The sequence below is a fragment of the Klebsiella sp. GG_Kp175 genome, assembly GCF_040062325.1.
Lineage (GTDB): Bacteria > Pseudomonadota > Gammaproteobacteria > Enterobacterales > Enterobacteriaceae > Klebsiella > Klebsiella quasipneumoniae.
Genome location: NZ_JBEAFX010000004.1, coordinates 449438 through 472595, shown reverse-complemented (window position 1 = coordinate 472595; position 23158 = coordinate 449438). Strand labels below are relative to the sequence as shown.

The 23158-nt window shown below is 62.3% G+C and carries 20 protein-coding genes; 7 read left to right on the top strand and 13 right to left on the bottom strand.

The annotated features are described in order from the left end of the window. Nucleotides 1–95: 95 nt before the first annotated feature. Nucleotides 96–2141 carry a phenylacetic acid degradation bifunctional protein PaaZ gene (gene paaZ, locus ABLU73_RS11035; protein ID WP_065877740.1) on the top strand — a complete coding sequence of 682 codons (2046 nt, stop codon included), beginning with the start codon at nt 96–98 and terminating at the stop codon, nt 2139–2141. Between the two features lie 404 nt (nt 2142–2545). Here the strand turns inward: paaZ and ABLU73_RS11030 are convergent, their stop codons facing one another. Beyond that, nucleotides 2546–2719 carry a hypothetical protein gene (locus ABLU73_RS11030; RefSeq protein WP_062913974.1) on the bottom strand — a complete coding sequence of 58 codons (174 nt, stop codon included), beginning with the start codon at nt 2717–2719 and terminating at the stop codon, nt 2546–2548. Nucleotides 2720–2877: 158 nt separating this feature from the next. On the opposite strand from ABLU73_RS11030, the gene tynA reads away from it, so the two are divergent. After that, a complete protein-coding gene (tynA, locus tag ABLU73_RS11025) occupies nt 2878–5145 on the top strand; it encodes a primary-amine oxidase (protein ID WP_264923499.1) in 2268 nt (755 codons plus the stop codon). A 2-nt stretch (nt 5146–5147) separates the two neighbouring features. Here tynA and ABLU73_RS11020 read toward each other — a convergent pair whose 3' ends face one another. The 7 genes from ABLU73_RS11020 to ABLU73_RS10990 all read right to left on the bottom strand — a co-directional run bounded on the left by ABLU73_RS11020 (nt 5148) and on the right by ABLU73_RS10990 (nt 11632). Further along, entirely contained in the window at nt 5148–6131 is a 984-nt protein-coding gene (locus ABLU73_RS11020) for a zinc-dependent alcohol dehydrogenase family protein (RefSeq protein WP_074194536.1), read from the bottom strand. Nucleotides 6132–6153: 22 nt separating this feature from the next. Beyond that, the gene (locus ABLU73_RS11015; protein WP_004204030.1) at nt 6154–6972 is read right to left on the bottom strand and encodes a phytanoyl-CoA dioxygenase family protein; all 819 of its coding nucleotides are present in this window, start codon (nt 6970–6972) and stop codon (nt 6154–6156) included. 24 nt (nt 6973–6996) lie between these two features. Continuing rightward, nucleotides 6997–8166: an acetylornithine deacetylase gene (gene argE / locus ABLU73_RS11010; RefSeq protein WP_124989213.1), complete on the bottom strand. Its 1170-nt coding sequence runs from the start codon at nt 8164–8166 to the stop codon at nt 6997–6999. After that, on the bottom strand, nt 8159–8833 hold the full coding sequence (locus tag ABLU73_RS11005) for a DUF1028 domain-containing protein (RefSeq protein ID WP_043522027.1): 675 nt from the start codon (nt 8831–8833) through the stop codon (nt 8159–8161). Before ABLU73_RS11005 ends, argE begins: the two co-directional genes overlap by 8 nt. Further along, complete coding sequence (locus tag ABLU73_RS11000) at nt 8830–9264, bottom strand: RidA family protein (protein ID WP_004190423.1); 435 nt, start codon at nt 9262–9264, stop codon at nt 8830–8832. The genes ABLU73_RS11005 and ABLU73_RS11000 overlap by 4 nt, the downstream gene beginning before the upstream one ends. 26 nt (nt 9265–9290) lie before the next feature. Beyond that, on the bottom strand, nt 9291–10547 hold the full coding sequence (locus ABLU73_RS10995; protein ID WP_004204027.1) for an NAD(P)/FAD-dependent oxidoreductase: 1257 nt from the start codon (nt 10545–10547) through the stop codon (nt 9291–9293). A 170-nt stretch (nt 10548–10717) separates the two neighbouring features. After that, nucleotides 10718–11632: a LysR substrate-binding domain-containing protein gene (locus tag ABLU73_RS10990; protein WP_004204026.1), complete on the bottom strand. Its 915-nt coding sequence runs from the start codon at nt 11630–11632 to the stop codon at nt 10718–10720. A 488-nt stretch (nt 11633–12120) separates the two neighbouring features. On the opposite strand from ABLU73_RS10990, the gene ABLU73_RS10985 reads away from it, so the two are divergent. The 4 genes from ABLU73_RS10985 to ABLU73_RS10970 are packed head-to-tail and all read left to right on the top strand — an operon-like array spanning nt 12121 to nt 16131. Continuing rightward, complete coding sequence (locus ABLU73_RS10985; protein ID WP_124989212.1) at nt 12121–13641, top strand: amino acid ABC transporter permease/ATP-binding protein; 1521 nt, start codon at nt 12121–12123, stop codon at nt 13639–13641. Nucleotides 13642–13667: 26 nt separating this feature from the next. Further along, nucleotides 13668–14540, top strand: a complete 873-nt coding sequence (locus tag ABLU73_RS10980; RefSeq protein ID WP_017898740.1) for a phytanoyl-CoA dioxygenase family protein — start codon at nt 13668–13670, stop codon at nt 14538–14540. A gap of 23 nt (nt 14541–14563) precedes the next feature. Next, nucleotides 14564–15394 (top strand): ABC transporter substrate-binding protein, encoded by an 831-nt coding sequence (locus tag ABLU73_RS10975; protein ID WP_004204023.1) that lies wholly within the window; start codon nt 14564–14566, stop codon nt 15392–15394. A 5-nt stretch (nt 15395–15399) separates the two neighbouring features. Continuing rightward, a complete protein-coding gene (locus ABLU73_RS10970; protein WP_124989211.1) occupies nt 15400–16131 on the top strand; it encodes a class II aldolase and adducin N-terminal domain-containing protein in 732 nt (243 codons plus the stop codon). 17 nt (nt 16132–16148) lie between these two features. Here ABLU73_RS10970 and ABLU73_RS10965 read toward each other — a convergent pair whose 3' ends face one another. Beyond that, the gene (locus tag ABLU73_RS10965; protein ID WP_264923501.1) at nt 16149–17039 is read right to left on the bottom strand and encodes an oxidoreductase; all 891 of its coding nucleotides are present in this window, start codon (nt 17037–17039) and stop codon (nt 16149–16151) included. A 124-nt stretch (nt 17040–17163) separates the two neighbouring features. Then, nucleotides 17164–18663: an aldehyde dehydrogenase family protein gene (locus ABLU73_RS10960; protein ID WP_048294657.1), complete on the bottom strand. Its 1500-nt coding sequence runs from the start codon at nt 18661–18663 to the stop codon at nt 17164–17166. 235 nt (nt 18664–18898) lie between these two features. Here ABLU73_RS10960 and feaR point away from each other — a divergent pair, with 235 nt between their 5' ends. Next, complete coding sequence (gene feaR, locus ABLU73_RS10955; protein ID WP_032455921.1) at nt 18899–19801, top strand: transcriptional regulator FeaR; 903 nt, start codon at nt 18899–18901, stop codon at nt 19799–19801. Here the strand turns inward: feaR and ABLU73_RS10950 are convergent, their stop codons facing one another. Genes ABLU73_RS10950 through ABLU73_RS10940 form a run of 3 tightly spaced genes read right to left on the bottom strand, consistent with a single transcriptional unit; the run spans nt 19802 to nt 22954 of the window. After that, complete coding sequence (locus ABLU73_RS10950; protein WP_004204018.1) at nt 19802–20125, bottom strand: YdbL family protein; 324 nt, start codon at nt 20123–20125, stop codon at nt 19802–19804. 7 nt (nt 20126–20132) lie between these two features. Continuing rightward, on the bottom strand, nt 20133–20318 hold the full coding sequence (locus ABLU73_RS10945; RefSeq protein ID WP_004204017.1) for a YnbE family lipoprotein: 186 nt from the start codon (nt 20316–20318) through the stop codon (nt 20133–20135). Beyond that, nucleotides 20315–22954, bottom strand: a complete 2640-nt coding sequence (locus tag ABLU73_RS10940; RefSeq protein WP_004204016.1) for a YdbH family protein — start codon at nt 22952–22954, stop codon at nt 20315–20317. The genes ABLU73_RS10945 and ABLU73_RS10940 overlap by 4 nt, the downstream gene beginning before the upstream one ends. Between the last annotated feature and the right edge of the window lie 204 nt (nt 22955–23158).

Genomic DNA, 23158 nt, shown 5'->3' with positions numbered 1-23158 from the left:
ACAATGTTAATAATTTATTAAATACGGGCTTGCATTTTATGATTCATAAAAGAACTATTTATAGATATCACACGTAACACATTTGGAGATTTGCGATGCAGCAGTTAGCCAGCTACTTATCCGGCGCCTGGCAGACCGGCCGGGGCCGCGCCCGTACTATTCATCACGCCATCACCGGCGCGGCGCTGTGGGAGGTGACCAGTGAAGGTCTGGATATGGCGCAGGCGCGCCGCTTCGCGATTGAGCGCGGCGGGAAGGCGCTGCAAGCCATGACCTTTATTGAACGCAGCGCGATGTTAAAAGCGGTAGCGAAACATCTGTTGGAGCAGAAAGACCAGTTCTACGCCATCTCGGCGCAAACCGGCGCCACCCGCGCCGACAGTTGGGTGGATATTGAAGGCGGTATCGGTACCCTTTTCACCTATGCCGGGCTGGGCAGTCGCGAACTGCCGGACGATATCCTGTGGCCGGAAGACGAGCTGATCCCGCTCTCAAAACAGGGCGGTTTTGCCGCCCGTCACGTGCTGACCTCAAAATCAGGCGTCGCCGTCCATATCAACGCCTTCAACTTTCCCTGCTGGGGAATGCTGGAAAAACTGGCCCCCACGTGGCTTGCCGGTATGCCGGCGATCGTTAAACCGGCAACCGCTACCGCCCAGCTCACCCAGGCAATGGTGAAAGCCATTGTCGACAGCGGCCTGGTGCCGGAGGGCGCCATCAACCTGATTTGCGGCGGCGCGGGCGATCTTCTCGACCATCTCGACAGCCAGGACGTGGTGACCTTTACCGGCTCTGCCGCCACCGGCCAGCAGCTGCGGTCGCACCCCAACCTGGTGGCCAAATCGATTCCCTTTACCATGGAAGCGGATTCGCTCAACTGCTGTGTGCTAGGCGAAGACGTCACGCCGGAGCAACCGGAGTTCGCGCTGTTTATCCGGGAAGTGGTTCGCGAAATGACGGCGAAAGCCGGGCAAAAATGTACCGCTATCCGCCGCATCATCGTTCCGCTGGCGCAGATCAATGCGGTTAGCGATGCGCTGATCGCCCGCCTGCATAAAGTGACCGTCGGCGACCCGGCGCAGGAAGGGATTAAGATGGGGGCGCTGGTTAATCACGAGCAGCGTCGGGACGTACAGGAGAGCGTCAATAAACTGATTGCCGCCGGCTGCGAAGCGCTGCTTGGCGGACAGGCAGACCTCAGCGCGGCCGGAGCCTTTTTCCCGCCGACGCTGCTCTACTGCGCGCAGCCGGATGAAACCCCGGCGGTTCACGCCATTGAAGCCTTTGGCCCGGTGGCGACCCTGATGCCCTACCAGGACCGCCAGCATGCGCTGACGCTGGCACGCGCCGGCGGCGGCAGCCTGGCGGGGACGCTGGTTACCGCCAGCGGCGAACTGGCGCGGGAGTTTATCCTCGGCGCCGCCCGCGCGCATGGCCGTATTCAGATCCTGAACGAAGCATCCTCCGCAGAATCAACCGGCCACGGTTCGCCGCTGCCGCAGCTGGTGCATGGCGGCCCCGGCCGCGCAGGCGGCGGAGAGGAGCTCGGCGGACTGCGTTCGGTGAAACACTATATGCAGCGCACCGCCGTCCAGGGCAGCCCAACGATGCTGGCGACCATCGGCCAGCAGTGGGTACGCGGCGCCCAGGTGAGCGAAGATCGCATTCACCCGTTTCGCAAATATTTCGAAGAGATCCAGCCCGGCGACAGTTTGCTGACCCCGCGCCGGACACTGACCGAAGCGGATATCGTTAACTTCGCCTGCCTGAGCGGCGACCATTTCTACGCCCACATGGACAAAATCGCCGCCGCCGAGTCGATTTTCGGCGAGCGGGTGGTTCACGGTTATTTCCTGATCTCCGCGGCGGCCGGTCTGTTCGTCGATGCCGGCGTCGGGCCAGTTATCGCCAACTACGGGATGGAAAACCTGCGCTTTATTGAACCGGTCAAGCCGGGAGACACCATCCAGGTGCGTCTGACCTGTAAGCGGAAAACGGTCAAGCGGCAGCGCAGCGCTGAGGAGAAAGCCACCGGCGTGGTGGAATGGGCGGTAGAGATTTTCAACCAGCACCAGCAGGCGGTGGCGCTGTATTCCATTCTCACCCTGGTGGCGCGCCAGCAGGGGGATTTCCCGGCGTAATGGCGGAAAATAGACCGCTGGCGCTCTGTTGGCCGGTCCTTGAGCTATGGTTTGCAACGGTTTCGCCCCGGGAAAACGTTTGTTCTGTGTGATTTATCTCAAGGCGCAGGGGGCGAAAACAGCTACCGGACAGTTCCTTCTCCCTCCGGTAGAGGGTCACGGTGAGGGGAAGTACTGAAGTGTGGTTCTTTATGTTATCTGTGGCTTCAGCGCACATTGCGCTCCCGGTTAATTTTTCTTCATTCTGTTTTCCGTGGCGCAGGGAGCGCACAGGGGGCGGCCAGTCGCCGCCGCCCCCTGTACCCCCGGGCTCCGGCCAGCAAAATCGCCGCTGCGCGGTCCCTTCGACTTATCCCTGCAGGCTTCGGGTCGGGCCGAGGCAGCGTCCATGCAAAACACGGCCCTCAGCCCGCATCCATGCGGGCTGCCCCGGCCTGCCGGGAACGTCTCAGCGATGTTGAGGCCGCCAGCACCGGCAGTTTCAGCGGCCCCAGCGCTAGCGCCAGCAGTGATTTGGGACTGTAGGCCGGGTAAGGCGTTAGCCGCCACCCGGCAAAAAAATCGGCGCTCGTGCTCAATGCCTCTGCGGAGGCATTTTTTACGTCCCTCTGGCAAAACTGACAAATAACCTGGCAAGAGCAAACAAACGCTACGGCGCCGCGGGCTGGTAGCTTAAGGGTGACAAAGCCGACATTCGCAGCGGCATAAGACAACACAACAATAAGATGAGGTCACAATGGCAAACGGCTTGAAATTTTCTCCTCGTAAAACCGCACTGGCTCTCGCTGTCGCGGTGGTTTGCGCCTGGCAATCACCGGTCTTCGCTCACGGTAGCGAAGCCCACATGGTACCGCTGGATAAAACGCTGCAGGCGTTCGGCGCTGACGTGCAGTGGGATGACTATGCGCAAATGTTTACCCTGATAAAAGATGGCGCTTACGTCAAAGTGAAGCCCGGCGCCAAAACGGCGATCGTCAACGGTAAATCCCTTGACCTACCGGTGCCGGTGGTGATGAAGGAAGGTAAAGCCTGGGTCTCCGATACCTTTATCAACGACGTGTTCCAGTCCGGTCTCGACCAGACCTTCCAGGTGGAAAAACGCCCTCACCCGTTAAACTCGCTCTCGGCGGCGGAAATCAGCGAAGCGGTGACCATTGTCAAAACCGCGCCGGAGTTCCAGCCGAATACCCGCTTTACTGAGATTTCCCTGCACGAGCCGGATAAAGCGGCGGTATGGGCCTTTGCCCTGCAGGGAACGCCCGTTGATGCCCCCCGCACTGCCGATGTGGTGATGCTCGATGGCAAACATGTCATTGAAGCCGTCGTCGATCTGCAAAACAAAAAAATCCTCTCATGGACGCCGATCAAAGGCGCGCACGGCATGGTGCTGCTCGATGATTTCGCCAGCGTGCAGAACATCATCAACGCCAGCAGCGAATTCACGGCGGTGCTGAAAAAACACGGTATTACCGATCCTGGCAAGGTGGTCACCACCCCGCTCACCGTCGGCTACTTCGATGGCAAAGATGGCCTGCAGCAGGATGCGCGTCTGCTGAAGGTGGTCAGCTATCTCGATACCGGCGACGGCAACTACTGGGCGCACCCGATTGAAAACCTGGTGGCGGTGGTCGACCTGGAAGCAAAGAAAATCATCAAAATCGAGGAAGGCCCGGTGATTCCGGTGCCGATGGAACCGCGTCCGTATGATGGCCGCGACCGCAACGCCCCGGCGGTGAAACCGCTGGATATTACTGAACCGGAAGGCAAAAACTATACCATTACCGGGGATACCATTCACTGGCGGAACTGGGATTTCCATCTGCGTCTTAACTCGCGCGTCGGGCCAATCCTCTCGACGGTGACCTACAACGATAACGGCAAAAAACGCCAGGTGATGTATGAAGGTTCGCTCGGCGGGATGATCGTCCCCTACGGCGACCCGGACGTCGGCTGGTATTTCAAAGCCTATCTGGACTCCGGCGATTACGGCATGGGCACCCTGACCTCGCCGATTGTACGCGGCAAAGACGCGCCGTCGAATGCGGTGCTGCTGGATGAAACCATCGCCGACTACACCGGCGCGCCGACCACCATCCCGCACGCCGTCGCCATATTCGAGCGCTACGCCGGGCCGGAATATAAGCACCTGGAGATGGGCAAGCCCAACGTCAGTACCGAGCGCCGGGAGCTGGTGGTGCGCTGGATCAGCACCGTCGGCAACTACGACTATATCTTTGACTGGGTATTCCACGACAACGGCACCATCGGCATCGATGCCGGCGCCACCGGGATTGAGGCGGTGAAAGGCGTGCTGGCGAAAACCATGCACGACCCGAGCGCCAAAGAAGATACCCGCTACGGAACGCTGATCGACCATAATATTGTCGGCACCACCCACCAGCATATCTATAACTTCCGCCTCGACCTCGACGTGGACGGCGAAAACAACACTCTGGTGGCGATGGACCCGGAGGTGAAGCCCAACACCGCCGGCGGCCCGCGCACCAGCACCATGCAGGTGAATCAGTACACGATTGACAGCGAACAGAAAGCGGCGCAGAAATTCGACCCGGGTACGATTCGCCTGCTGAGCAACACCAGCAAAGAGAACCGCATGGGTAACCCAGTCTCTTACCAGATCATCCCTTACGCTGGCGGCACCCATCCGGCGGCGACCGGCGCCAAGTTCGCCCCCGACGAGTGGATCTACCATCGTCTGAGCTTTATGGATAAACAGCTGTGGGTGACGCGCTACCACCCGAGCGAACGCTATCCGGAAGGCAAATACCCCAACCGCTCCGCTCACGATACCGGGTTAGGCCAGTATGCCAAGGACGATGAGTCGCTGACGCACCAGGATGACGTGGTGTGGATCACCACCGGCACCACCCACGTGGCGCGCGCTGAAGAGTGGCCGATCATGCCAACCGAATGGGCGCACGCCCTGCTGAAGCCATGGAACTTCTTTGACGAAACGCCGACCCTCGGCGAGAAGAAACAGTAATCTCAACCCACGGTGAAATCGAGCAGGATTTTACCGCCTCTTCCCGGCTGGCCGGCGGCGGCAATCGCCTCGCGCCAGTCGTTCAACGCCACCCGCTGGGCCGGCGGTTGCGTAGTCGTCGGCAGCCGCTGCCAGATCTCATCGAACGCCGCCCGCCATGCCGCCACGCTGAGGCCAGGCAGCGCCTCCCGCAGATGAAACTTGCGCACCGCCGCGCTGGCGCGCGTCTGGATCAACGGCCGCCCGGATAATAAGCCGTAGGAGACCAGGGTCGACGACGCGGGCAGCACCGACAACAGCGTGTTCCCCAGCTCCCCGCCCACCGCGTCAAACACCAGATCGCTGTGCTGGCTGACCTTCTCCACCAGCGCCCGGTCGGCGTCGAGGATCGGATAGATCCCGGCCTGCTCCAGACGCGCCCGATGCTGCGGCGAGCGAATAATCCCACTTACCGAACGGGCGCCCATGGCCAGCGCCCACTGCCCCAGCAGGCTGGCGCAGGAGGAGGCGGCGGCGGTCAGCACGATCTGTTTCCCGGCAACCGGCCAGTGACTGAGCATCAGCATCGCAGTCAGCGGATTGATATACCCGCGGGCGGCCAGCAGATCGTCCACCGCCGGGGGAACCGGCACCAGCCAGGTCTCATCGAGATCGATAAACCGTTGCCAGGTGCCGCCCCCGCGCAGGGGCAGCACCCGCTGGCCCGCGGTCAGCCGGCTGCCGAATGGCGCGGCGACCACCTCGCCAAGGCCTTCGTAGCCGGGGACGGCCGGCAGTCGGGTACGGTGGCGATAGGCGCCGGTGATGGGGATCAGATCTGAAGGATTCACCGGGGCATAGCGCATCCTGACCCGCACCCGTCCACCGGCCAGCGGCGCCAGCGGGGCGCGTTTCAGCGTTAGCACCGCGGCCGGCGGCCCGTAGCGGTCATAAACAATGGCGTCGTTGAACATCGACTGGCTCCAGACAACGAAAGACGGGATCATAGCAGATCCCGTCCGAAGCCGCTTACGCTGGTGGCCAGACCTGGGGGAACAGTGGAGAATCCAGCGGGTCGCCGTCCCGCAGGGTCAGCTCGGGGAACGGCGGCGACGTCACGCCGCCGCGGTCGGCAAAGGCGGCGTCATCCCCCACCCAGCGGGCGGAGAAGACCCGTCGCGCCCGCGCTCCAGGGTTGCCGCGGGCGCCATGGACGGTGCGAAAATGAAAGGCCACCGCATCCCCCGGCTCCAGCGCCCAGCTGACGATATCGTACTCGTCCTCATGGGCGTCGATATCCGGCAGCGCGCTGAACCGGGTGTGCTCATAGAGCCTGGTGCCATTGAAGCGGGTGGGACTGTACTCCGCCTCCCAGCGATGCGACCCGCGAATGCAGCGCAGCGAGGTGGCCTCTGCTACCGGGTCCAGCGGGATCCAGAAGCTGACGTTCTGTCGGCCGGAGACGCAATAGTAAGGCTGGTCATGATGCCAGGGGGTGACCGTGCTGCCCCCGGCGGGTTTGACCAGCGTATGCTCATGGAAAAATTTCGCCGTCTGCGACTGCATCAGCGCCGCGGCGATTTCGGCGGCGGCCGACTGGAAGACAAACTCGCTAAACGCCGGGATCCGCGACCAGTTGCAGTAATCCTGAAAAAAAGGCGGCGAACCATCTTTGGGGATCACCGTGCGCGCATGACCATATTCGCTGGGGCTGGCCATCAGCGCCGTGACCCCCTCGGCGAGGCGCTCAACCCAGGGGGTAAAAACGCCCTTCAGTAATACCACGCCATCCGCCTGCCAGCGGTCGACTGTCGCTTGATCGATATGGTGAGAGTGTTGGTTGTGCATCGCTTGGGTTCCTGTGTGGGTGGATCAGGTAAGCGGTTCTGCGGGCTCGGCGCGCATCCACGCGCAAAGCTGGCCCAGCATCGCCATGCAGCGTTCGGTCTGGTCGATGCTGATGTACTCATCGGCCTTATGGCCCTGGGCCATGCTGCCCGGCCCGCAGACCAGGGTCGCGACGCCCATCTCGTCGAACAGCCCCCCTTCGGTGCCGAACGCCACGGTGGAAAACCGATCGCTGCCGCACCACTGCGCCAGCCAGCGGGCGAAGTCGGACTGTGGATCGCTGAGCAGCGGCGGGTAGTGGCTCAACAGCTGAAACTGGATGTCGCTTCCGCCGCCGACCCGGCGCATCTCCGGCAGCAGCCGGCGGCGGGCGTAGGCCGCCAGCGCTTCGGTAACCGCTTCGGGACGCATCCCCGGCAGGTAGCGGATTTCAAAATCAAAGCGACAGGACTGCGGAACGATGTTCAGCGCGGCGCCGCCCTGAATGGTGCCCACCTGCAGGGTGCTGAAAGGCGGCGAAAAGCGGCTGTCCAGCTGCCGGGCCAGACGCTCGCCCAGCCGATCCAGGCGGTTGATCAGCCTGGCCGCGTAGCGGATGGCGTTCACCCCCTGCGGGGCATAGGCCGAATGGCAGGCCTGGCCCTCAATGCAGCAGCGCATGGCCAGTTTGCCTTTATGACCGAACACCGGCTGCATCTCCGTCGGCTCGCCGATGAGGCACAGCGCCGGTTTCTCCGGCGAGGCCTGCAGAAAATCCACCAGGCTGCGCACGCCGAGGCAGCCGACCTCTTCGTCATAGGAGAAGGCCAGATGCAGCGGCATCCGCAGCGGCGCCGCCAGAAAGTCATCCACCGCCGTCAGCACGCAGGCGAGAAAGCCCTTCATATCGGCGCTGCCGCGGCCGTAGTAGCGGCCATCGCGCTCGGTCAGGCTGAACGGCGGCACGCTCCAGTCCTGCCCGTCCACCGGGACCACGTCGGTATGGCCCGAGAGCATCACCCCGCCGCCGCCGGACGGCCCCAGCCGGGCGTAGAGATTGGCCTTTCCCCCCGACGGGTCATAAAAGCGGCGGGACGCCACGCCGCGGGCGGCGAGAAAATCGGCGATCCAGTCGATCATCGCCATGTTTGAATGGCGGCTGGTGGTATCAAAGGCCAGCAGCGCGGCAAGGATCGCTCCCGGCGTGTTATTCATCGCCAGGCACGCCATAGGCCGGCGCCTCGCGCGGGTCGAGCGCCCGGGTAATATAGGCCTCCATTTGCGGCTCCCACGCCAGCCAGAGCTGCTCAAGGGCCGCCAGCGGATCCGCTTCCGCCCAGTCAATGCGCAGGTCGACCACCGGCCACGGGTAATCGTCCACCACCTTCACCGCCGCCGAGTGGACCGGCCCGGCCTCGCCCCCGGCGACGATCCCGGCGCGCAGTCCGGCCAGCAGCCGGCTGGTCAGCTCACCGGTGGCGGCCTCAAAGGCGCCCACCATCGCAGCGATCACCCCCTCACTGGCCAGCATGTTGCCCGCCGCCACGCAGTTATCCCCCGCCAGGGCGCCGCCGATCCCGAGGGTGAATTCCCCGCTGAACACCGCCGTGTCGCCGTTGGCGTCAATCGCCGCGACCTGGCGATATTCGCGGAAGCGATCCTCCGCCAGCGCCTGCTTCAGGGCCTGCTCAACGCTGGCTCCCGCTTCGAGCGCGCTGAGGATCTGCTGCCCCAGCGACGGCAGGGTAATGTTCTGGCTGGAAACCGCCCCCACGCCGGGCAGCAGCCACGGACAGCGCGACCCGACGGCCATGCTCGATGAACTAATGGCGATGCCCAACTGACCCGTTTCCGGGCAACGGGCGGTAAGGGAAAGGGTCATTCTGCCGCCTCCCCCTGCCAGTCGTCAGGGATCACCGCCGTGACGTCAATCTCCATCAGCCACTGCGGCTGCGCCAGGGCCGACACCACCACCCCGGTGGAGATGGGAAAGACCCCTTTCAACCATTTTCCCACCTCCTGATAGACCGGCTCGCGATAGCGGGGGTCGATCAGATAAGTGGTGGTCTTGACGATATGCGAGAGGTCGCTGCCGGCCTCTTTCAGCAGCTGCTCGACATTCTTCATCGCCTGTTCCGCCTGGGCTCGCGGGTCGCCGAGGCCGATCAGGTTGCCGGCGAAATCGGTGCCGACCTGGCCGCGAACGTAGACGGTATTCCCGGCCCGCACCGCCTGGCACAGATCGTTGTTCAGCGCCTGGTTCGGGTAGGTCTCTTTGGTGTTAAACATGCGAATACGGGTATGGGTTGGCATCAAAGCACTCCTTCAGGAAACGGTTATCAGGACGGCTGGTAACGCTGATACTGGCGCTGAATGGCGATCTGGTCGGCAATATATTTGGCATCGTGCCAGACGCCCCAGATAAAGGTGGACCCGCGCCGCGACAGCCACGGCAGGCCGAGAAAATAGACCCCCGGCTCCGTCGACACGCCGCGGTGATGCTGCGGCCGCTGCGCGTCATCGAAGGCGTTGACCTTCAGCCAGCGATAGTCGGTGGTATATCCGGTCGCCCAGATGATGGCGCCGATCCCGGCCTCGGCCAGGTCGAGGCTAAGCAGCGGGTCGCTGACGCAGGCCGGATCGGGCAGAAACTCACGGGCGGAGGGCTCTTCAGGCAGATCCGAACCGTTGCGCGCTACCCAGTCGTCGGCGGCGTCGAGCAACGCAAGATAAGAGGCATCGCCGCGGCGGATATTCTCCGCCAGGTCGGGGTGGAACAACGCCCTGGCGCCGTCAAAGCCGCGGGTCTGCCCCACCAGGGTGACCCCCTGATGTGCAAGTTGGCGAAAATCGACGGTATGGCCGCCGCGCGCGCCGCTCACCGCGATAGTGACATGCTCTTTCCCCGGCGCATTGGCCGCGGCGTCCCACATTCCCAGCACCCCGAGCCACCAGCAAAAATCGCGCTGGCGATAGCGACGCGGCGGCCGGTCGTGCGCCCCCACCGACAGCCACACCGCGCGTCCGGCACGCTGCAGCTCATCGGCAATCTGGACGCCGGAGGAGCCGGCCCCCACCACCAGCACGCCGCCCTCCGGCAGCTGCTGCGGATTAAAATAGTGCGCCGAGTGGAGCTGCTGAATAGCCGGACTCTGCGGGGCGATGGCCGGGATCGCCGGGCGCTGAAAGGGTCCGGTGGCCGCTACGATCCGCTGCGCCTCAATCACCCCCTGGGAGGTGTCGACACGAAAGCCCGGTCGCCCGGCGAGGCGTTCGGCGCTGTACACCTCCACCCCGGTACGGATCGGCGCATTGAAGCTGCGGGCATAGGCGGCAAAATAGTCCGCAACCTGCTCTTTGCCGACAAAGCTATCCGGCGGGCAGTCCGGGAACACCATCCCCGGAAACCGATCGTGCCAGGCCGGGCCGTTGGCCACCAGCGAATCCCAGCGCCCACTGCGCCAGGCCTGGGCAATACCCTGTTTCTCCAGCACCAGGTGGGGAATATCCAGCCGGGTCAGATGCTCGCTCATGGCGACGCCCGCCTGCCCCGCGCCGACCACCAGGGTATCGATCTCGGTTATCTGTTCAGTCATTTCTCTATCCTTCAAGCACAGTTGCCGACGAGGTCGCCGGAATTGACGGCTTTCAGGTTATTTAACTGTGACGAATTGGTAAAATATTATAAAACGATCGACTGAATAGAATTTTACGAGGCTGAGTGACGACAAAAAAAATAACGCCTGCCGGATCGACAGGCGTTATTTCAGCCGTGAGAGGGGGTTAATTCGATACTGCGGCAATAATCCATAAACAGTTGCGTTGGCCGCGTCGGCTCATTATTCGCGAGATGCGCCATAATTAAGGTTGAGGCGGGCATATCGTCGGCAATATCCCGCTGCACCACCCTTTCACCATCGTAGGTCATATCGCAACAGGGCCGGGTGACCAGCACCGAAAAACCGAGCCCCTGACCGACCATACAGCGCACCATTTCGATAGAGGGTGAGCTGTAAGCTACTTCCGGGTGATAGCCTTTTTCCTTAAAGATGGAGATGAAATAATTTTTGCTCGGGACCGCATCAAGGAGGATCATCGGCTCGCGGCTCAGCTCCTGCAGCGTCACCTGCGCCTTTTGCGCCAGCGGATGCGCGGCGGGCAGCAGCGCGTAGGGTTTATGCGGGGCGTTAAGCCGTTCTTTATTGATCGAGTGGCCAAGCTCCAGATCGTAGACCAGCGCCAGGTCAAAGCGGCCGCGGTGCAGGCCATGCATCAGCTCATGCTGTTCGCCGTCATACAGATGCAGCGTAATTTCCGGATAGCATTTCTTAAATCCAGCCACCAGCTTCGGCATATACAGCGGAGCTACCGATTCAAAGCAACCGATGGAGATCATGCCAGAAACCAGCTCTTTATCCGCCCGCGAATTCTGCTCAAATTCCCACGACAGGCGCAGCAGCTCCTTCGCTTTATCGTAGATCCGCCGACCGCTGGAGGTGAGCGAGACGCCCTGCGCGTGGTGGCGAATAAACAGCTGCTGGTCGAAGGTGCTCTCCAGATTCTTAATGGCAATGGAAATCGACGGCTGCGCAATGTGCAGCTGGCGGGAGGCCTCGGCGATACTCTCCGTCTCCACCACGGTGACGAAATATTTGAGCTGCTTCAGGGTAAATCGGTTCATAGCATCACCATTGATAAAATATGGTCCGGCGCACGCAGGAAATAGTTTTCCCCTAAGTCCCAAGCAATCCGCGTGCCACCCGTGAAAAATGGCGGCGCATTGCCCGCCAGGGGGCGATATTATTTATTCTCCTCCCGCGCCGGCACGGTTTATTTCCGCTTTTGCACCATCATGCAACACGCTGCACATTGAGCAGGCAGCGGTCGCCCCAGTTTCGCGCAAAATAACCTGTCTGCATAAAATATCGTTATTCAATTGCAGCTATTGTTTTTAAATTGTTTACGAAAAGTATCCCGATAATCACTTTAAATTCCATATCGTTAATAACGCTGTATAGTTTTTTTAAACTTAAAGGCCAAAAATTTACTAATTGCCTCTGAAAGCATCCTGCCAGCATAGTGTATTCGCACGATGAACACCGGCGGCTCCCCATTAATGCACAGCCGAGCCGCTTTCATTTAGGTTAATTATGACGAGTGAAATAGCCCATGACGTTTAACTGGAACTACATGTTAAGCCTGCTCAGCGATGCCGATTTTTGGTGGGCCACCTGGACCGTCATTAAATTAAGTCTGCTGACCTGGGGCTGCAGTATTGTGCTCGGATTTATTCTGGCGCTGGCTAAACAGTCGCCGCGCGGCTGGTTATCCACCCCTGCCCGGCTGTATATCTGGTTATTTCGCAGTATGCCGCTGCTGGTCCTGCTGATTTTTATCTACAACATGCCGCAGGCGTTGCCCTCCTTCGCGCCGGTGCTGAACGATCCCTTCTGGGCCGGCCTGCTGGCGATGGTCCTCAGCGAAGCGGCCTATATTGCCGAGATCCATCGCGGCGGGCTGCTCTCCATCCCCCGCGGGCAGAGTGAAGCCGCGCGGGCCCTGGGTTTACGCTACGCCGGGATCCAGTGGCGGGTGATCATTCCCCAGGCGCTGCGCGTCGCCCTACCGGCGCTGGCCAATGAGTATATCGCCATCGTGAAGCTCAGTTCGCTGGTGTCGGTGATCTCCCTGACCGAAATATTGATGGTCGGCCAGCAGCTCTACTCGCAGAACTTTCTGGTCATGGAGACCATGACCGCCGTGGCGTTTTATTACATCTTTATCGTCACGGTGTTCGATTTTCTGCTGAAACGGCTGGAGAACTACCTCGATGTCACCCGACGCGACACCGCCCGGCCGGTGGATGCCGAGATGCAGCAGTTGGCGACCGCCCGTCGCCCGGCGATGGCGCGCAGCGTCTCCCAGGGCCAGGAGCCGGCGCTGCAGGCCTCTAAGCTGCATAAGGCCTACAACAATGTCGAAGTGCTGGGGGCGGTGAGCCTGCAGATCCAGCCCGGCGAAGTGGTCTCGGTTATCGGCCCGTCGGGCTCGGGGAAAACCACCCTCATTCGCCTGCTAAACGGTCTTGAGCAGATCGATAACGGCGAAATTCAGATTAACGGCCAGCCCTTTATTCATCTCGACCGTCAGGGGCAGCAGAAGCCGCGCTTTATGGAGAATGCCGAACACCGTCTGAATATCGGCATGGTGTTCCAGAGCTTTAACCTGTTCCCGCATCTGACCGTGTTCGGCAATCTGCTGCTGGCCCCGCGCTATCACCATCTGGCGAGCGACACGGAGCTGCGCCAGCACGCCTGCGAGCTGCTGCACAAGGTGGGCATGCTGGAACACGCCTGGAAGTATCCGCACCAGCTCTCCGGCGGTCAGCAGCAGCGGGTGGCGATCGCCCGCGCCCTGATGATGCGTCCGCAGATCATGCTGTTCGATGAGCCCACCTCGGCGCTGGATCCGGAAAAAGTGAATGAGGTGCTGCAGGTTATCGAATCCCTGGCCCACGAAGGCATCACGATGGTCATCGTCACCCACGAGATGAACTTCGCCTTCAAAGTGTCTGACCGGATCGTGTTTATGGAGAAAGGCCGGGTGGTGTGCGATGACACGCCGCAGGCGATGCGCAGCGGGCAACACCCGCGGGTCGAGGCCTTTCTGAAAGATGTTTCTCTGGCTTAATTATCGGGACGTGAAGAGGAAAAACTATGATTGCGCAGTGGCAAATTGAGCAGTTTCATCAGCAGGGTTATCTGGTGGTCGAAGGGGTGCTTTCCGCCGCCGACATCGCCACGCTGCAGAGCGATTTCGACGGCTGGGTCGAGGAGAGCCGCCGTCACGCGACGGCGTGGGGAGAAACCCTTGACGGGCGGCCGCGTTTCGATATCGAACGCGACCATGCTCCCGACCATCCGTCGCTGCGCCGGGTCGCCTCCCCGACGGAGATCTCCGAGGCCTATCGCCATACTGCGCTGAATTCGCGGATGGCGACCATTGCCGCGCAGCTGATCGGCGGCAACGGCACCCGTTTTCACCACAGCAAAATTAACTCCAAGCTGCCGCACACCGCCACCGAGGTGAAATGGCATCAGGATTTCCTCTTCACCCCGCACAGCAATGACGACATTATCACCGCCCTGCTGATGGTCAGCGAGGTGACTCCTGAGAATGGCCCGCTCAATGTGGTGCCGGGCAGCCATCAGGGGCCGCTGTGGTCCCACTGGCAGGAGGGTCGCTTCACCGGGGCGGTGGATGACGAGGTGGTGACGGCTCACTGCCAGCAGCCGCAGGCCTGTTTTGGCCCGGCGGGCTCAGTCTGCTTTATGCATACCCGCCTGCTGCACGCCTCCAGCCCCAACGAAACCGCCCTGCCGCGCACCCTGTTCATCAGCGTCTACGCCGCCGAGGATGCGCTGCCCTTCGGCGAAAACCCGCTGCCGAGCCGCCATGCCGGCCAGCTGGTGGCCGGGGAAGAGAGCGGTCTGGTGCGCAGCACCAATAACCAGCTTCGCCTGCCGCAGAAGCCGCGCGGCGCTTCGTTTTTTGTTCAGCAGGCCGGTGCCGATCGCGCCAGCATGTAATTCGCCCACACTCCGGAGGTTTTATGACACGCTTTTTCGCACCACGCCCGCTGGCTCTGCTGCTCTGCGCAGCGGGGGCTCTGACATCCCTGAACGCGCTGGCCTTCCAGCAAAGCGGCAAGATCACCGCCGGTTCGGACATGACCTTTTTCCCTTACGAGTACATGGAGAACAACAAACCGGCGGGGTTTGATATTGAACTGCTCGACGGTCTGGCGAAGAGCATGGGCCGCGAGGCGGTGAATATCGACACCCGCTTCCCCAACCTGATCCCCGGACTGCAGGGCGGGCGCTTCGATATCACCAACTCGTCGATGTACATTACCGCCGAGCGCCTGAAGGTGATCGACATGGTGCCGTACCTGAAAAGCGGGGAAGCGATCCTCGCCCGCAAAGGGAGCGACTACCAGCCCAAGACGCCGGAAGACTTCTGCGGGCATAAAATCGGCTCGATGGGCGCCACCTCGTGGCTGGCGCAGTTGCAGAAGCTTTCCGCCGACTACTGCGTGAAGAAAGGGCTGAAGCCAATTGCGCTGAGCGTCTATACCACCGACCCGCAGACCACCCAGGCGCTGCTGTCCCGCGCAGTGGATGCGCAGATCACCGACGCCGCCGTGGCGCGCGGGGTGGTGGAAAAGCTGGGCGACCGGGTGGCGATCTCCTCTGACACCCTGATCTATCCGGTGCTGAACGGCTTTGGCGTTAAAAAAGGCAACACGGAGGTGAAAACCGCCCTCGAACAGGCGCTGAAAAAATACAGCGCGACGCCGGAATATGCCGCCTTGCTGAAGAAATATCACTTCCAGGCGCCGACGGCAGAGGATCTGCAGACCCTGATGCCGAAAGCGGAGTAATGCCCATGCGCGATTCCGATGAAGAGCAGATCCGCATCGACCTGGCGGCCACCTTTCGCATCATTGCCCATCTCGGCATGCATGAGGCGGTGGCCAACCATTTCAGCGCCGCGCTCTCCGCTGACGGGAAAACGTTTTTACTCAACCCGAAGTGGAAACACTTTTCGCGCATCCGCGCCAGCGATCTGCTGGTGCTGCACGCCGATGATGAACGTTGCGCCTCGCGACCTGACGTCGATGCCACCGCGTGGGCCATTCACGGGCAGATCCATCAGCAACTGCCCGACGTGCGGGTGGTGCTGCATCTGCACCCGGTGTACACCACCAGCCTCGCCTGTCTGGCGACGCCGCAGATCCTGCCCATTGACCAGAACACGGCCCGCTATTTTAACCGGGTCGCCGTCGATACCCTGTACGGCGGGATGGCGGACACCGCGGCAGAAGGCGCCCGGCTGGCGGGGCTGCTGACGGATAAACGCCGTCTGCTGATGGGCAACCATGGGGTGCTGGTGACCGCTCCGACTATCGGCGAAGCGTTCGACGATATCTGGACCCTGGAGCGCGCCTGTCAGATCCTGATCACCGCCTGGTCAACCGGCCAGCCGCTGAAGGTGCTGTCAGACGCGGTGGCGGAAAAAACCGCCCAGGACTGGGAGAAAATTGCCGATTTCTCCCGGCAGCACTTCGCCGAGATGAAGCAGTTGATGATCGACCTCGATCCCTCCCTGGTGGATTAACCCCGCGCCAGCCCGGGTCAGCCCGGGCCGTCGCTGGCCGCCGCCAGCAGCGGCACGATGATATCGCTGAGCGGCGTCGGTATGCCGTGTTGACGCCCGCGACGCTGTACCACCCCGTTACGAATATCCCACTCCAGCGGTCGGCCATGCAGGCGATCGATCAGAATAGAGGTGCTTAAGTCGGCAGGCGCCCGATGAAAGCCGGCGATGATCTCCTCCGGCACGCTGTCGCTCAGGACGGCCCCTTCCGCCCGCGCCACCTGCAGGCATTCGCGCAGATAGGCCAGTCCGAGGGCGGTGATCTCCTCCCGGGCGAACATCCCGGCGCGTCGTCCGGTCAGCACCATCAGTCCGGCGACGGCGTTCTGCAGCAGTTTACGCCAGGCGACGCTGGTAAAATCCGCCGCCAGCTCCACCGCGCAGTGGGTTCCCGCCAGCGCCTGCTGCACCCGCTCCGCCCCCGGCAGATCCGGCAGCGTCAGGCGCGGCGCGGCGCGCAGCCAGACCGAAGCATCGGCGTCGCGCTGCGCCGGAAACCAGACCACCGACGGCAGCACCGTCGCGCCGCCGGTCAAAGGGGCAAACTGCTGGCGCTGCTCGACGCCGTTTTGCAGCACGCACACCACGGTGTCTGGCGAACACAGGGCCGCCAGCCACGGGGCGATGGCCTCCGTTTGGGTGGCCTTCACCGCGACAAACACCAGGTCGAAGGGGGCGGCTATCGCCGTCGGGTCGGTGAGCACCGGGCCGGGCACCACGATCTCACCCTCATCAGTGCGCAGCACCAAAGACGAATGGGCAGTGCGCCCGCAGACCACCGGCGCCCTCCCCACCCCAAACAGGGCGGCGGCGATCGTGGTGCCGATGGCGCCAGGACCAATTAGTGCAACCTCAGGAAATGCTGTCATGCCGAAGACCTCCTCATCATTCACCGCCCTGCGCGGGCAAAGATTGCCCTCCACAGTAGCGAGAAAGAGCGGAGGTCGGCAAGCGGGACGTCGGGAAAAGCGATGCGCCTTCCCCGACGGAGGGCTAGTAACGCACGCAGACGGATTTGGTTTCGCACCAGCCGTCGAGCCAGTCCGGGCCGAAATCGCGACCGGTGCCGGACTGCTTCATGCCGCCGAACGGCAGGTTGGCGTCAATCAGGGTATGACTGTTGACCCAGACCGTCCCGGCCTGCAGGCGATCGGTATAGTTGAGAGCCTGGGTCAGGTCGCGGGTCCAGACGCTGGCGGTCAGGCCAAAATCGCTGTCATTGGCCAGGCGCAGCGCCTCCTCGCCGTCGGCCACCCGCACCAGGTTCACCACCGGACCAAACACCTCCTCACGGGTGAGGCGCAGCCCGGCGTCCGGGTTAACCACCAGCGTCGGCGGAATATAGTACCCCCCCGCATCCGGCCCGGCGCTGCCGCTGATAAGCTCCGCCTTCTGCTGTCGGGCCTCTTCAAGGTAGGCCGCCACCTTGTCGCAGTGGGCCCGGGAGACCACCGGGTTGATCTGCGCCGTCTCCAGCATCCCCGGCCCTACCTGCAGCGATTTCACCGCCTGCTCGAAGCCGCTGACCAGGGTGTCAAACAGCGGCGCTTCAATGTAGATCCGCGAGCTGGCGGCGCAGACCTGCCCCTGGTTAAGGAAGCTGCCGGTCATCAGCCCCTCAATGACCCACTGGGGATCGGCGTCTTTAAGCACAATCGCCGGGTTCTTGCCGCCCAGCTCCAGCGTCACGCGGGTCAGGCGGTCGGCGGCCACCCGCGCAATCTGTTTCCCGGTGGCCGTCGAGCCGGTAAAGCTCACCTTCGCCACCTGCGGATGGGCGGTCAGCGCCGCACCGCAGCCGGCACCGCTGCCGGTGACCACGTTGAACACCCCGTCAGGAATGCCCGCCTGGGTCGCCAGCTCCGCCACCCGCAGCAGGGTCAGCGGGGTGGTTTCTGAGGGTTTAATGACGATCGAACAACCCGCCGCCAGCGCCGGCATCACCTTCCACATACCGATCATCAGCGGGAAATTCCACGGAACGATGCCCGCCACTACTCCCACCGGCTCTTTTTTGGTCCACGCCTGATAACGCGCCCCTTGCGGGAACGGGATCGAGACGTCCAGCGTCCGGCCGCTGATTTTGGTGGTCAGCCCGGCGGTGTAACGCATCCAGTTCAGGGTGCAGCCGACCTCGAAGGCGCGGGAGATGGCGATGGATTTACCCTGCTCGAGGGTTTCCAGCTGCGCCAGCTCCTCGCCGTGCTGCTCCACCAGATCGGCAAAGCGCAGCAGGATGCGCTCGCGGTCGGCCGGGGTGCGCCCGGCCCAGCGGCGGTCGACGAAGGCACGCCAGGCGGACATCACCGCCCGGTCAACATCCGCCGGGCTGGCGTCGGCGGTGGTGGCGATCGCCTGCCCGGTGGCCGGATCCCAGACGGTTAACCGGTTTTCGCTCTGCGCGGCGCAGGGGGCGCCGTCGATATACAGGCCATGCTGACGGTCTAAAAACTGCTGGACGCTGGCAAGCAGCGCTATCTGAGAGGTGGACATACCCTTTCCTTATTCTTCGCGGATAGTGCTTTCAGTCTATGTCCGGTTGGCGGCGGGCGCTTTTTTCTCTGTGACATTCGTTTGCGCCGCTGTGACAGTCGCCGCAATTCCGTCGCCTGCCCTGACAGAAATGTGCCGCAGGTAATAGTTCTTTCATATACCCGCCATCGCGCCCTTGCCTGAGGCGGCATAAATGCAACAATGCAGAAACATTATTATTACAGGAGAAGGGCGAATGATGACCACGGCTGAGGGGGGGCTGGCGTACCAGCGCTGGCTGGCGACGATCAATCAGGTCTGCGGCCATTTCGCCGCCCGGCCGCTGGAGGGCCGCTTTCACGGCGAGATTGACGCCCGCTACGCCGGCAGCCTCAAGGTCAGCACGGTCACCGCCGCCGGCGTCAATCTCTACCGCACGCGCAATGAGATAAAACGCGATAACGACGCCTGGTTCTATACCGTGTTTCAGCTCGCCGGCGAAGCGGTGATCGAACAGGACGATCGCCAGGTGACCCTGGCGGCGGGGGATATCACGTTGATCGATGCCGCCCGCCCATGCTCTATCGTCTGGCAGCAGACCTCGCGTCAGGCTTCGCTGCTGCTGCCGCGCCAGCGGGTTGCGCCGACGGGCGAGATAGTTACCGCCTGCCGGCTGGATAAGTCTCTGCCGATGGTACAGCTCAGCCAGCGACTGCTGCTGGAGAGTATGGGCGGCACGGCGCTCTCCGCCAGCGAAAGTGAAGCGGCGCTGGAGGCGATCGCCTGCCTGTTGCGCCCGGTGCTGCGCCAGCGTGAGCCGACCCCGTCCCGGCGGGACAAGCAGTTTCAGAAGATAATAGCGTTAATCGACGCATCCATTCAGTCGGAGCATCTGCGGCCGGAGTGGCTGGCCAGCGAGATGGGAATGTCGGTGCGCAGCCTCTATCGGCTGTTTGCCGACAAAGGGCTGGTGGTGGCGCAGTATATTAAGAACCGGCGGCTGGATCTGTGCGCCCGGGCGTTACAGGACGTCCACGATGACGAAAAGCTGGCGGGGATCGGCTACCGCTGGGGCTTCAGCGACCATAGCCATTTCTCCACCGCCTTTAAGCAGCGCTTTGGCGTCTCGCCGGGCGAATACCGCAAGCGCTGCCGCTAATTATTTGCGCAGCCACTGGCCGTTTAGCCCCTGAACGTACTCGCCGGGTTGAGCGCGGGCAACCAGCTTCTGTCCGGCCATTTTCGCTACCTCATCCACCGGCAGATTGTTGTCATCCGCCAGCTGCTGGTAGCTTTCACTGCGCGCGGCGTTGATCTGTTTCACCAGCGCCAGCGTCTCTTTATCCTGACGCAGCGGCGCCAGATAGCCGTTCAGCGTCTCCCCCACCCGCCCCTGCTGGCGCGCTTCGCTCAGGGTTAACGCCAGCGCGGGCGCGCTGAGCAGAGTCAGCGCCAGCGCCGCGGTTAACAGTCGTTTTCTCATCGTCGCCTCAGAACAAATCGCTGCGGGATTTCAGCAGGTTTTCCACATCCTTATCGACCTTGATATGGATCTCATGCTCAATTTTGACATTCATATTGATGGTGATGGGCTCTTTCGACGCCGCAATTTCGATACGCGGCGTACAGCCGGCGAGCAGCATCGACGCCACTATGGCCAGTAACAGCTTCTTCATTTAGGTTCCTTACATGTCTTACCGTCCGTACAGCGCCGCACGGGCAGCGTGGCATTTTGCTCAAGCCACGCCTGTAAATTGTCGCCGAAGCGTAAACTGCGCCACAGATCGAAAATATTCTCCTCATGAGCGTAGTTTAAATGCACGGTACTGCTTTTCCCGTCCACCCGGCTGGTGCCGTTGATGGCGGCTTTAAGCGTCAGCACGCCCAGATTGTTCAGGTTAATCTGCGTCGATGAACGGGAGATCTCCATATAGCGCAGCCAGTTGATCGCCGCCCCGGCGGAGACGTTGTCCGCCACCAGCGCATCGGCGGTGTCTTTATCCAGCCGCAGGGTCATCGGTCCGTCATTGCGCAGCCAGCCGTCGTGGATAATCCATTGATTGTTCTCCAGCCACAGCGGCAGCGCGCCGCTCACCGCCCCGGACATGGCGAACTGCTTCACCTTGACCGCGCTGGTCAGTTCGCTGCTGGAGATGTGCTGCAGACGGATCAGCGCCGGGTCGCGCTGCGGCATGCGCAGCTGCAGCAGGGTCAGCTTGCCGCCTAACAGGTCGACGCTGACGTCGCTAAGCTGCAGTGGATTGGCCTCGCTCCACGGCCAGGTGCCCTGCAGGTCCGCCGTCAGGTTGCGCGCGGTGACCTGGTTGACGATTTCGCCAATGCGCAGGGAGACCGGACGGCGGGTGCCCAGCTGCCAGTGGCCGTCGCTGAAGCGGAACGGCAGGACGAAGTCGACGCCGTTGATCTGGTTATCCGGCATCCAGGCGCTGCCGCCCTTCAGGACGCCATGGCCGCCTGCCTCAAATCCCTGCCCGGCTGCCGCCGAGAAGGCCACCTGCGCATAGAGACTGCCTTCGCGCAGGTTCATCTTCCAGTCCGGCGGCACCAGCGGCTGGAATACCGTCAGCGACTGTTTTGGCCACCACGCCTGGCCGCGCAGCCGTTCGCCATCCCAGCGCCCGGTCAACCGCACCGGGCCAATGGTATCGGCGTGCAGCGCGCCGGTGAACTGGAACCACGTCGGGTCCCGGCCGTCGAGGGCGAATTTCAGCGTCGATGCCGGAAGATAGCTGCCGCCGGTGAAGGTAGTTTTTGCCGCATCCAGCGACAGCGCGCCGGTCAGCCGCGGATGCTCAGCATCGCGCAGCCAGCGGATCGGCTGCTCGAGGGTCAGACGCGGCGTGCTGACCCGCATCGTGCCGTACTCGAGCTTGTCGAAACCCGTGGAGAGGCTGCTCAGCGTAATGGCATTGTCCCGCCACTCACCGCTGCCCTTCACATCCCAGCGCGCCTGCATAGGCGTGAAATGCCCCTCGCCCCAGTAGCGCCACTGCCAGCGGCCGCTGTCGGGCAGAAAATCGTTCGCCAGGCCGTCCAGATGCAACGTAAAGTCGCCCATCTGCTGCTCATGGGCGCGGAGGATCGCCTGCAGGCGGCCATCGACGCCCTGCTGCGTGACCTTTACCCCGGCCAGCGGCCAGCGAATTTCGTCAATGTTCAGCGCGTCGATCACCCGCCCGCGCGACCGCAGCAGCGCCCCGGGGTGAAACGCCAGCTGCGGGCTGACCAGCGACCCGCTGAGCTGGGCCGGCAGCGCGGCGTAAAAGATCATCTCCCCCAGCTTGGCCTCGCCGGTGAGTCGCAGCGGCAGGTCGCTGTTATCCATGCTCAGCTTGCCCGGGCCGATATTCAGCACCGCGTTGCCTTTTCCGGCATGCCCCTCGGTGAGAACATTCAAGCGACCGCTGACGATCATCTGTTCCGTGCCCTGCTGCCAGTTACCCACCGACAGCGCCACGCGGCCGCTCAGCGGATACGCCTCGTAGCGGGTGCGCCAGCGGCCGTCGCTGATGGTGATCCGCTCCGGAGTGATCTCCCACGGCAGGTCGAGAATGGGCTCCACCTCGCCGCGTGGGGTGACCAACAGCTGGCCGCGATTATGCTGCCACGTCAGCTCGGCATCGATCCATTCCGCAGTCTGCGGGAATTCGAAGGTGCCCTGCATCTGGCCATCGACCGGCAGGCCATCCGGCACCAGCGGCAGATGGAAGGTCCCCACCAGCTTCACCGGCGGCTGATCGTCAGCCAGCCGGGCGCTGAACTGGCTGACGGTAAGCGCCTGGCCGCGCAAGCGCGCCTGCAGGCTCAAATCGTTACCGGCAAAGCCGATATCCTGCTGCGCAGGGGTCAGTGACATCACCAGCCGCCCCTGCCATTTTTCCCACGGCGACAGCCGCAGGTTATCAATAGTTAACCAGCTGTAGGGCAGCATCGATTGCCATTCGGCAAGGGTGCGCGGCGATCCGGGCGTGGGATCGCTGGCCGGCAGTTTGCTCAGGCAGGCGCTGTTGATGTCAAGTTGGCCAATATGCAGCCGCCAGCGGCTGGGGCGCGAGAGACGGGCATCGGTCACCCTGGCGAGTTCACACTCGCCCACCAGATAGCGCAGATCGGGGATCAGCAGGGCGGAACGCGTAAGACGCGGGCTCTCCTGCATAGCGATATGAGTGCCCACGGGCAGCCAGATGCCCGCCAGCGTCGGCACCCAGTGGGTCAGCGTCAACAGCAGGGTTAGCGGCAGTAACACCAGCGCTAACACCAGCGCGATGGCGGCTTTATATTTACCCTTCATGGGCAGTTAATATCCTGATTCAACATAAGTAAAAGCCGAAAGGCGCCCATTGTGACACGTTCGACCAGTGAGTGAAAGTTCGCGACCTGTTAAAGCATAGTTGCCAGCCGGTATCGCGGCGCGGCGATCGGCCGTCACCATTTAACTTTTGTTTAAGCACCCCCTGCCACACTCCAGAAAGATAGGTATTGCTTGCGGGAGAGA

Coding starts and splice junctions, on each gene's coding strand:
- tynA (WP_264923499.1), top strand. CDS start 2,878: ATGGCAAACGGCTTGAAATTTTCTCCTCGTAAAACCGCACTGGCTCTC.
- ABLU73_RS11015 (WP_004204030.1), bottom strand. CDS start 6,972: ATGCACAACCAACACTCTCACCATATCGATCAAGCGACAGTCGACCGC.
- ABLU73_RS10970 (WP_124989211.1), top strand. CDS start 15,400: ATGCGCGATTCCGATGAAGAGCAGATCCGCATCGACCTGGCGGCCACC.
- ABLU73_RS10960 (WP_048294657.1), bottom strand. CDS start 18,663: ATGTCCACCTCTCAGATAGCGCTGCTTGCCAGCGTCCAGCAGTTTTTA.
- ABLU73_RS10940 (WP_004204016.1), bottom strand. CDS start 22,954: ATGAAGGGTAAATATAAAGCCGCCATCGCGCTGGTGTTAGCGCTGGTG.
- ABLU73_RS10990 (WP_004204026.1), bottom strand. CDS start 11,632: ATGAACCGATTTACCCTGAAGCAGCTCAAATATTTCGTCACCGTGGTG.
- ABLU73_RS10965 (WP_264923501.1), bottom strand. CDS start 17,039: ATGACAGCATTTCCTGAGGTTGCACTAATTGGTCCTGGCGCCATCGGC.
- ABLU73_RS11005 (WP_043522027.1), bottom strand. CDS start 8,833: ATGACCCTTTCCCTTACCGCCCGTTGCCCGGAAACGGGTCAGTTGGGC.
- paaZ (WP_065877740.1), top strand. CDS start 96: ATGCAGCAGTTAGCCAGCTACTTATCCGGCGCCTGGCAGACCGGCCGG.
- ABLU73_RS10945 (WP_004204017.1), bottom strand. CDS start 20,318: ATGAAGAAGCTGTTACTGGCCATAGTGGCGTCGATGCTGCTCGCCGGC.
- ABLU73_RS11000 (WP_004190423.1), bottom strand. CDS start 9,264: ATGCCAACCCATACCCGTATTCGCATGTTTAACACCAAAGAGACCTAC.
- feaR (WP_032455921.1), top strand. CDS start 18,899: ATGATGACCACGGCTGAGGGGGGGCTGGCGTACCAGCGCTGGCTGGCG.
- ABLU73_RS10985 (WP_124989212.1), top strand. CDS start 12,121: ATGACGTTTAACTGGAACTACATGTTAAGCCTGCTCAGCGATGCCGAT.
- argE (WP_124989213.1), bottom strand. CDS start 8,166: ATGAATAACACGCCGGGAGCGATCCTTGCCGCGCTGCTGGCCTTTGAT.
- ABLU73_RS10950 (WP_004204018.1), bottom strand. CDS start 20,125: ATGAGAAAACGACTGTTAACCGCGGCGCTGGCGCTGACTCTGCTCAGC.
- ABLU73_RS10980 (WP_017898740.1), top strand. CDS start 13,668: ATGATTGCGCAGTGGCAAATTGAGCAGTTTCATCAGCAGGGTTATCTG.
- ABLU73_RS10975 (WP_004204023.1), top strand. CDS start 14,564: ATGACACGCTTTTTCGCACCACGCCCGCTGGCTCTGCTGCTCTGCGCA.
- ABLU73_RS10995 (WP_004204027.1), bottom strand. CDS start 10,547: ATGACTGAACAGATAACCGAGATCGATACCCTGGTGGTCGGCGCGGGG.
- ABLU73_RS11020 (WP_074194536.1), bottom strand. CDS start 6,131: ATGATCCCGTCTTTCGTTGTCTGGAGCCAGTCGATGTTCAACGACGCC.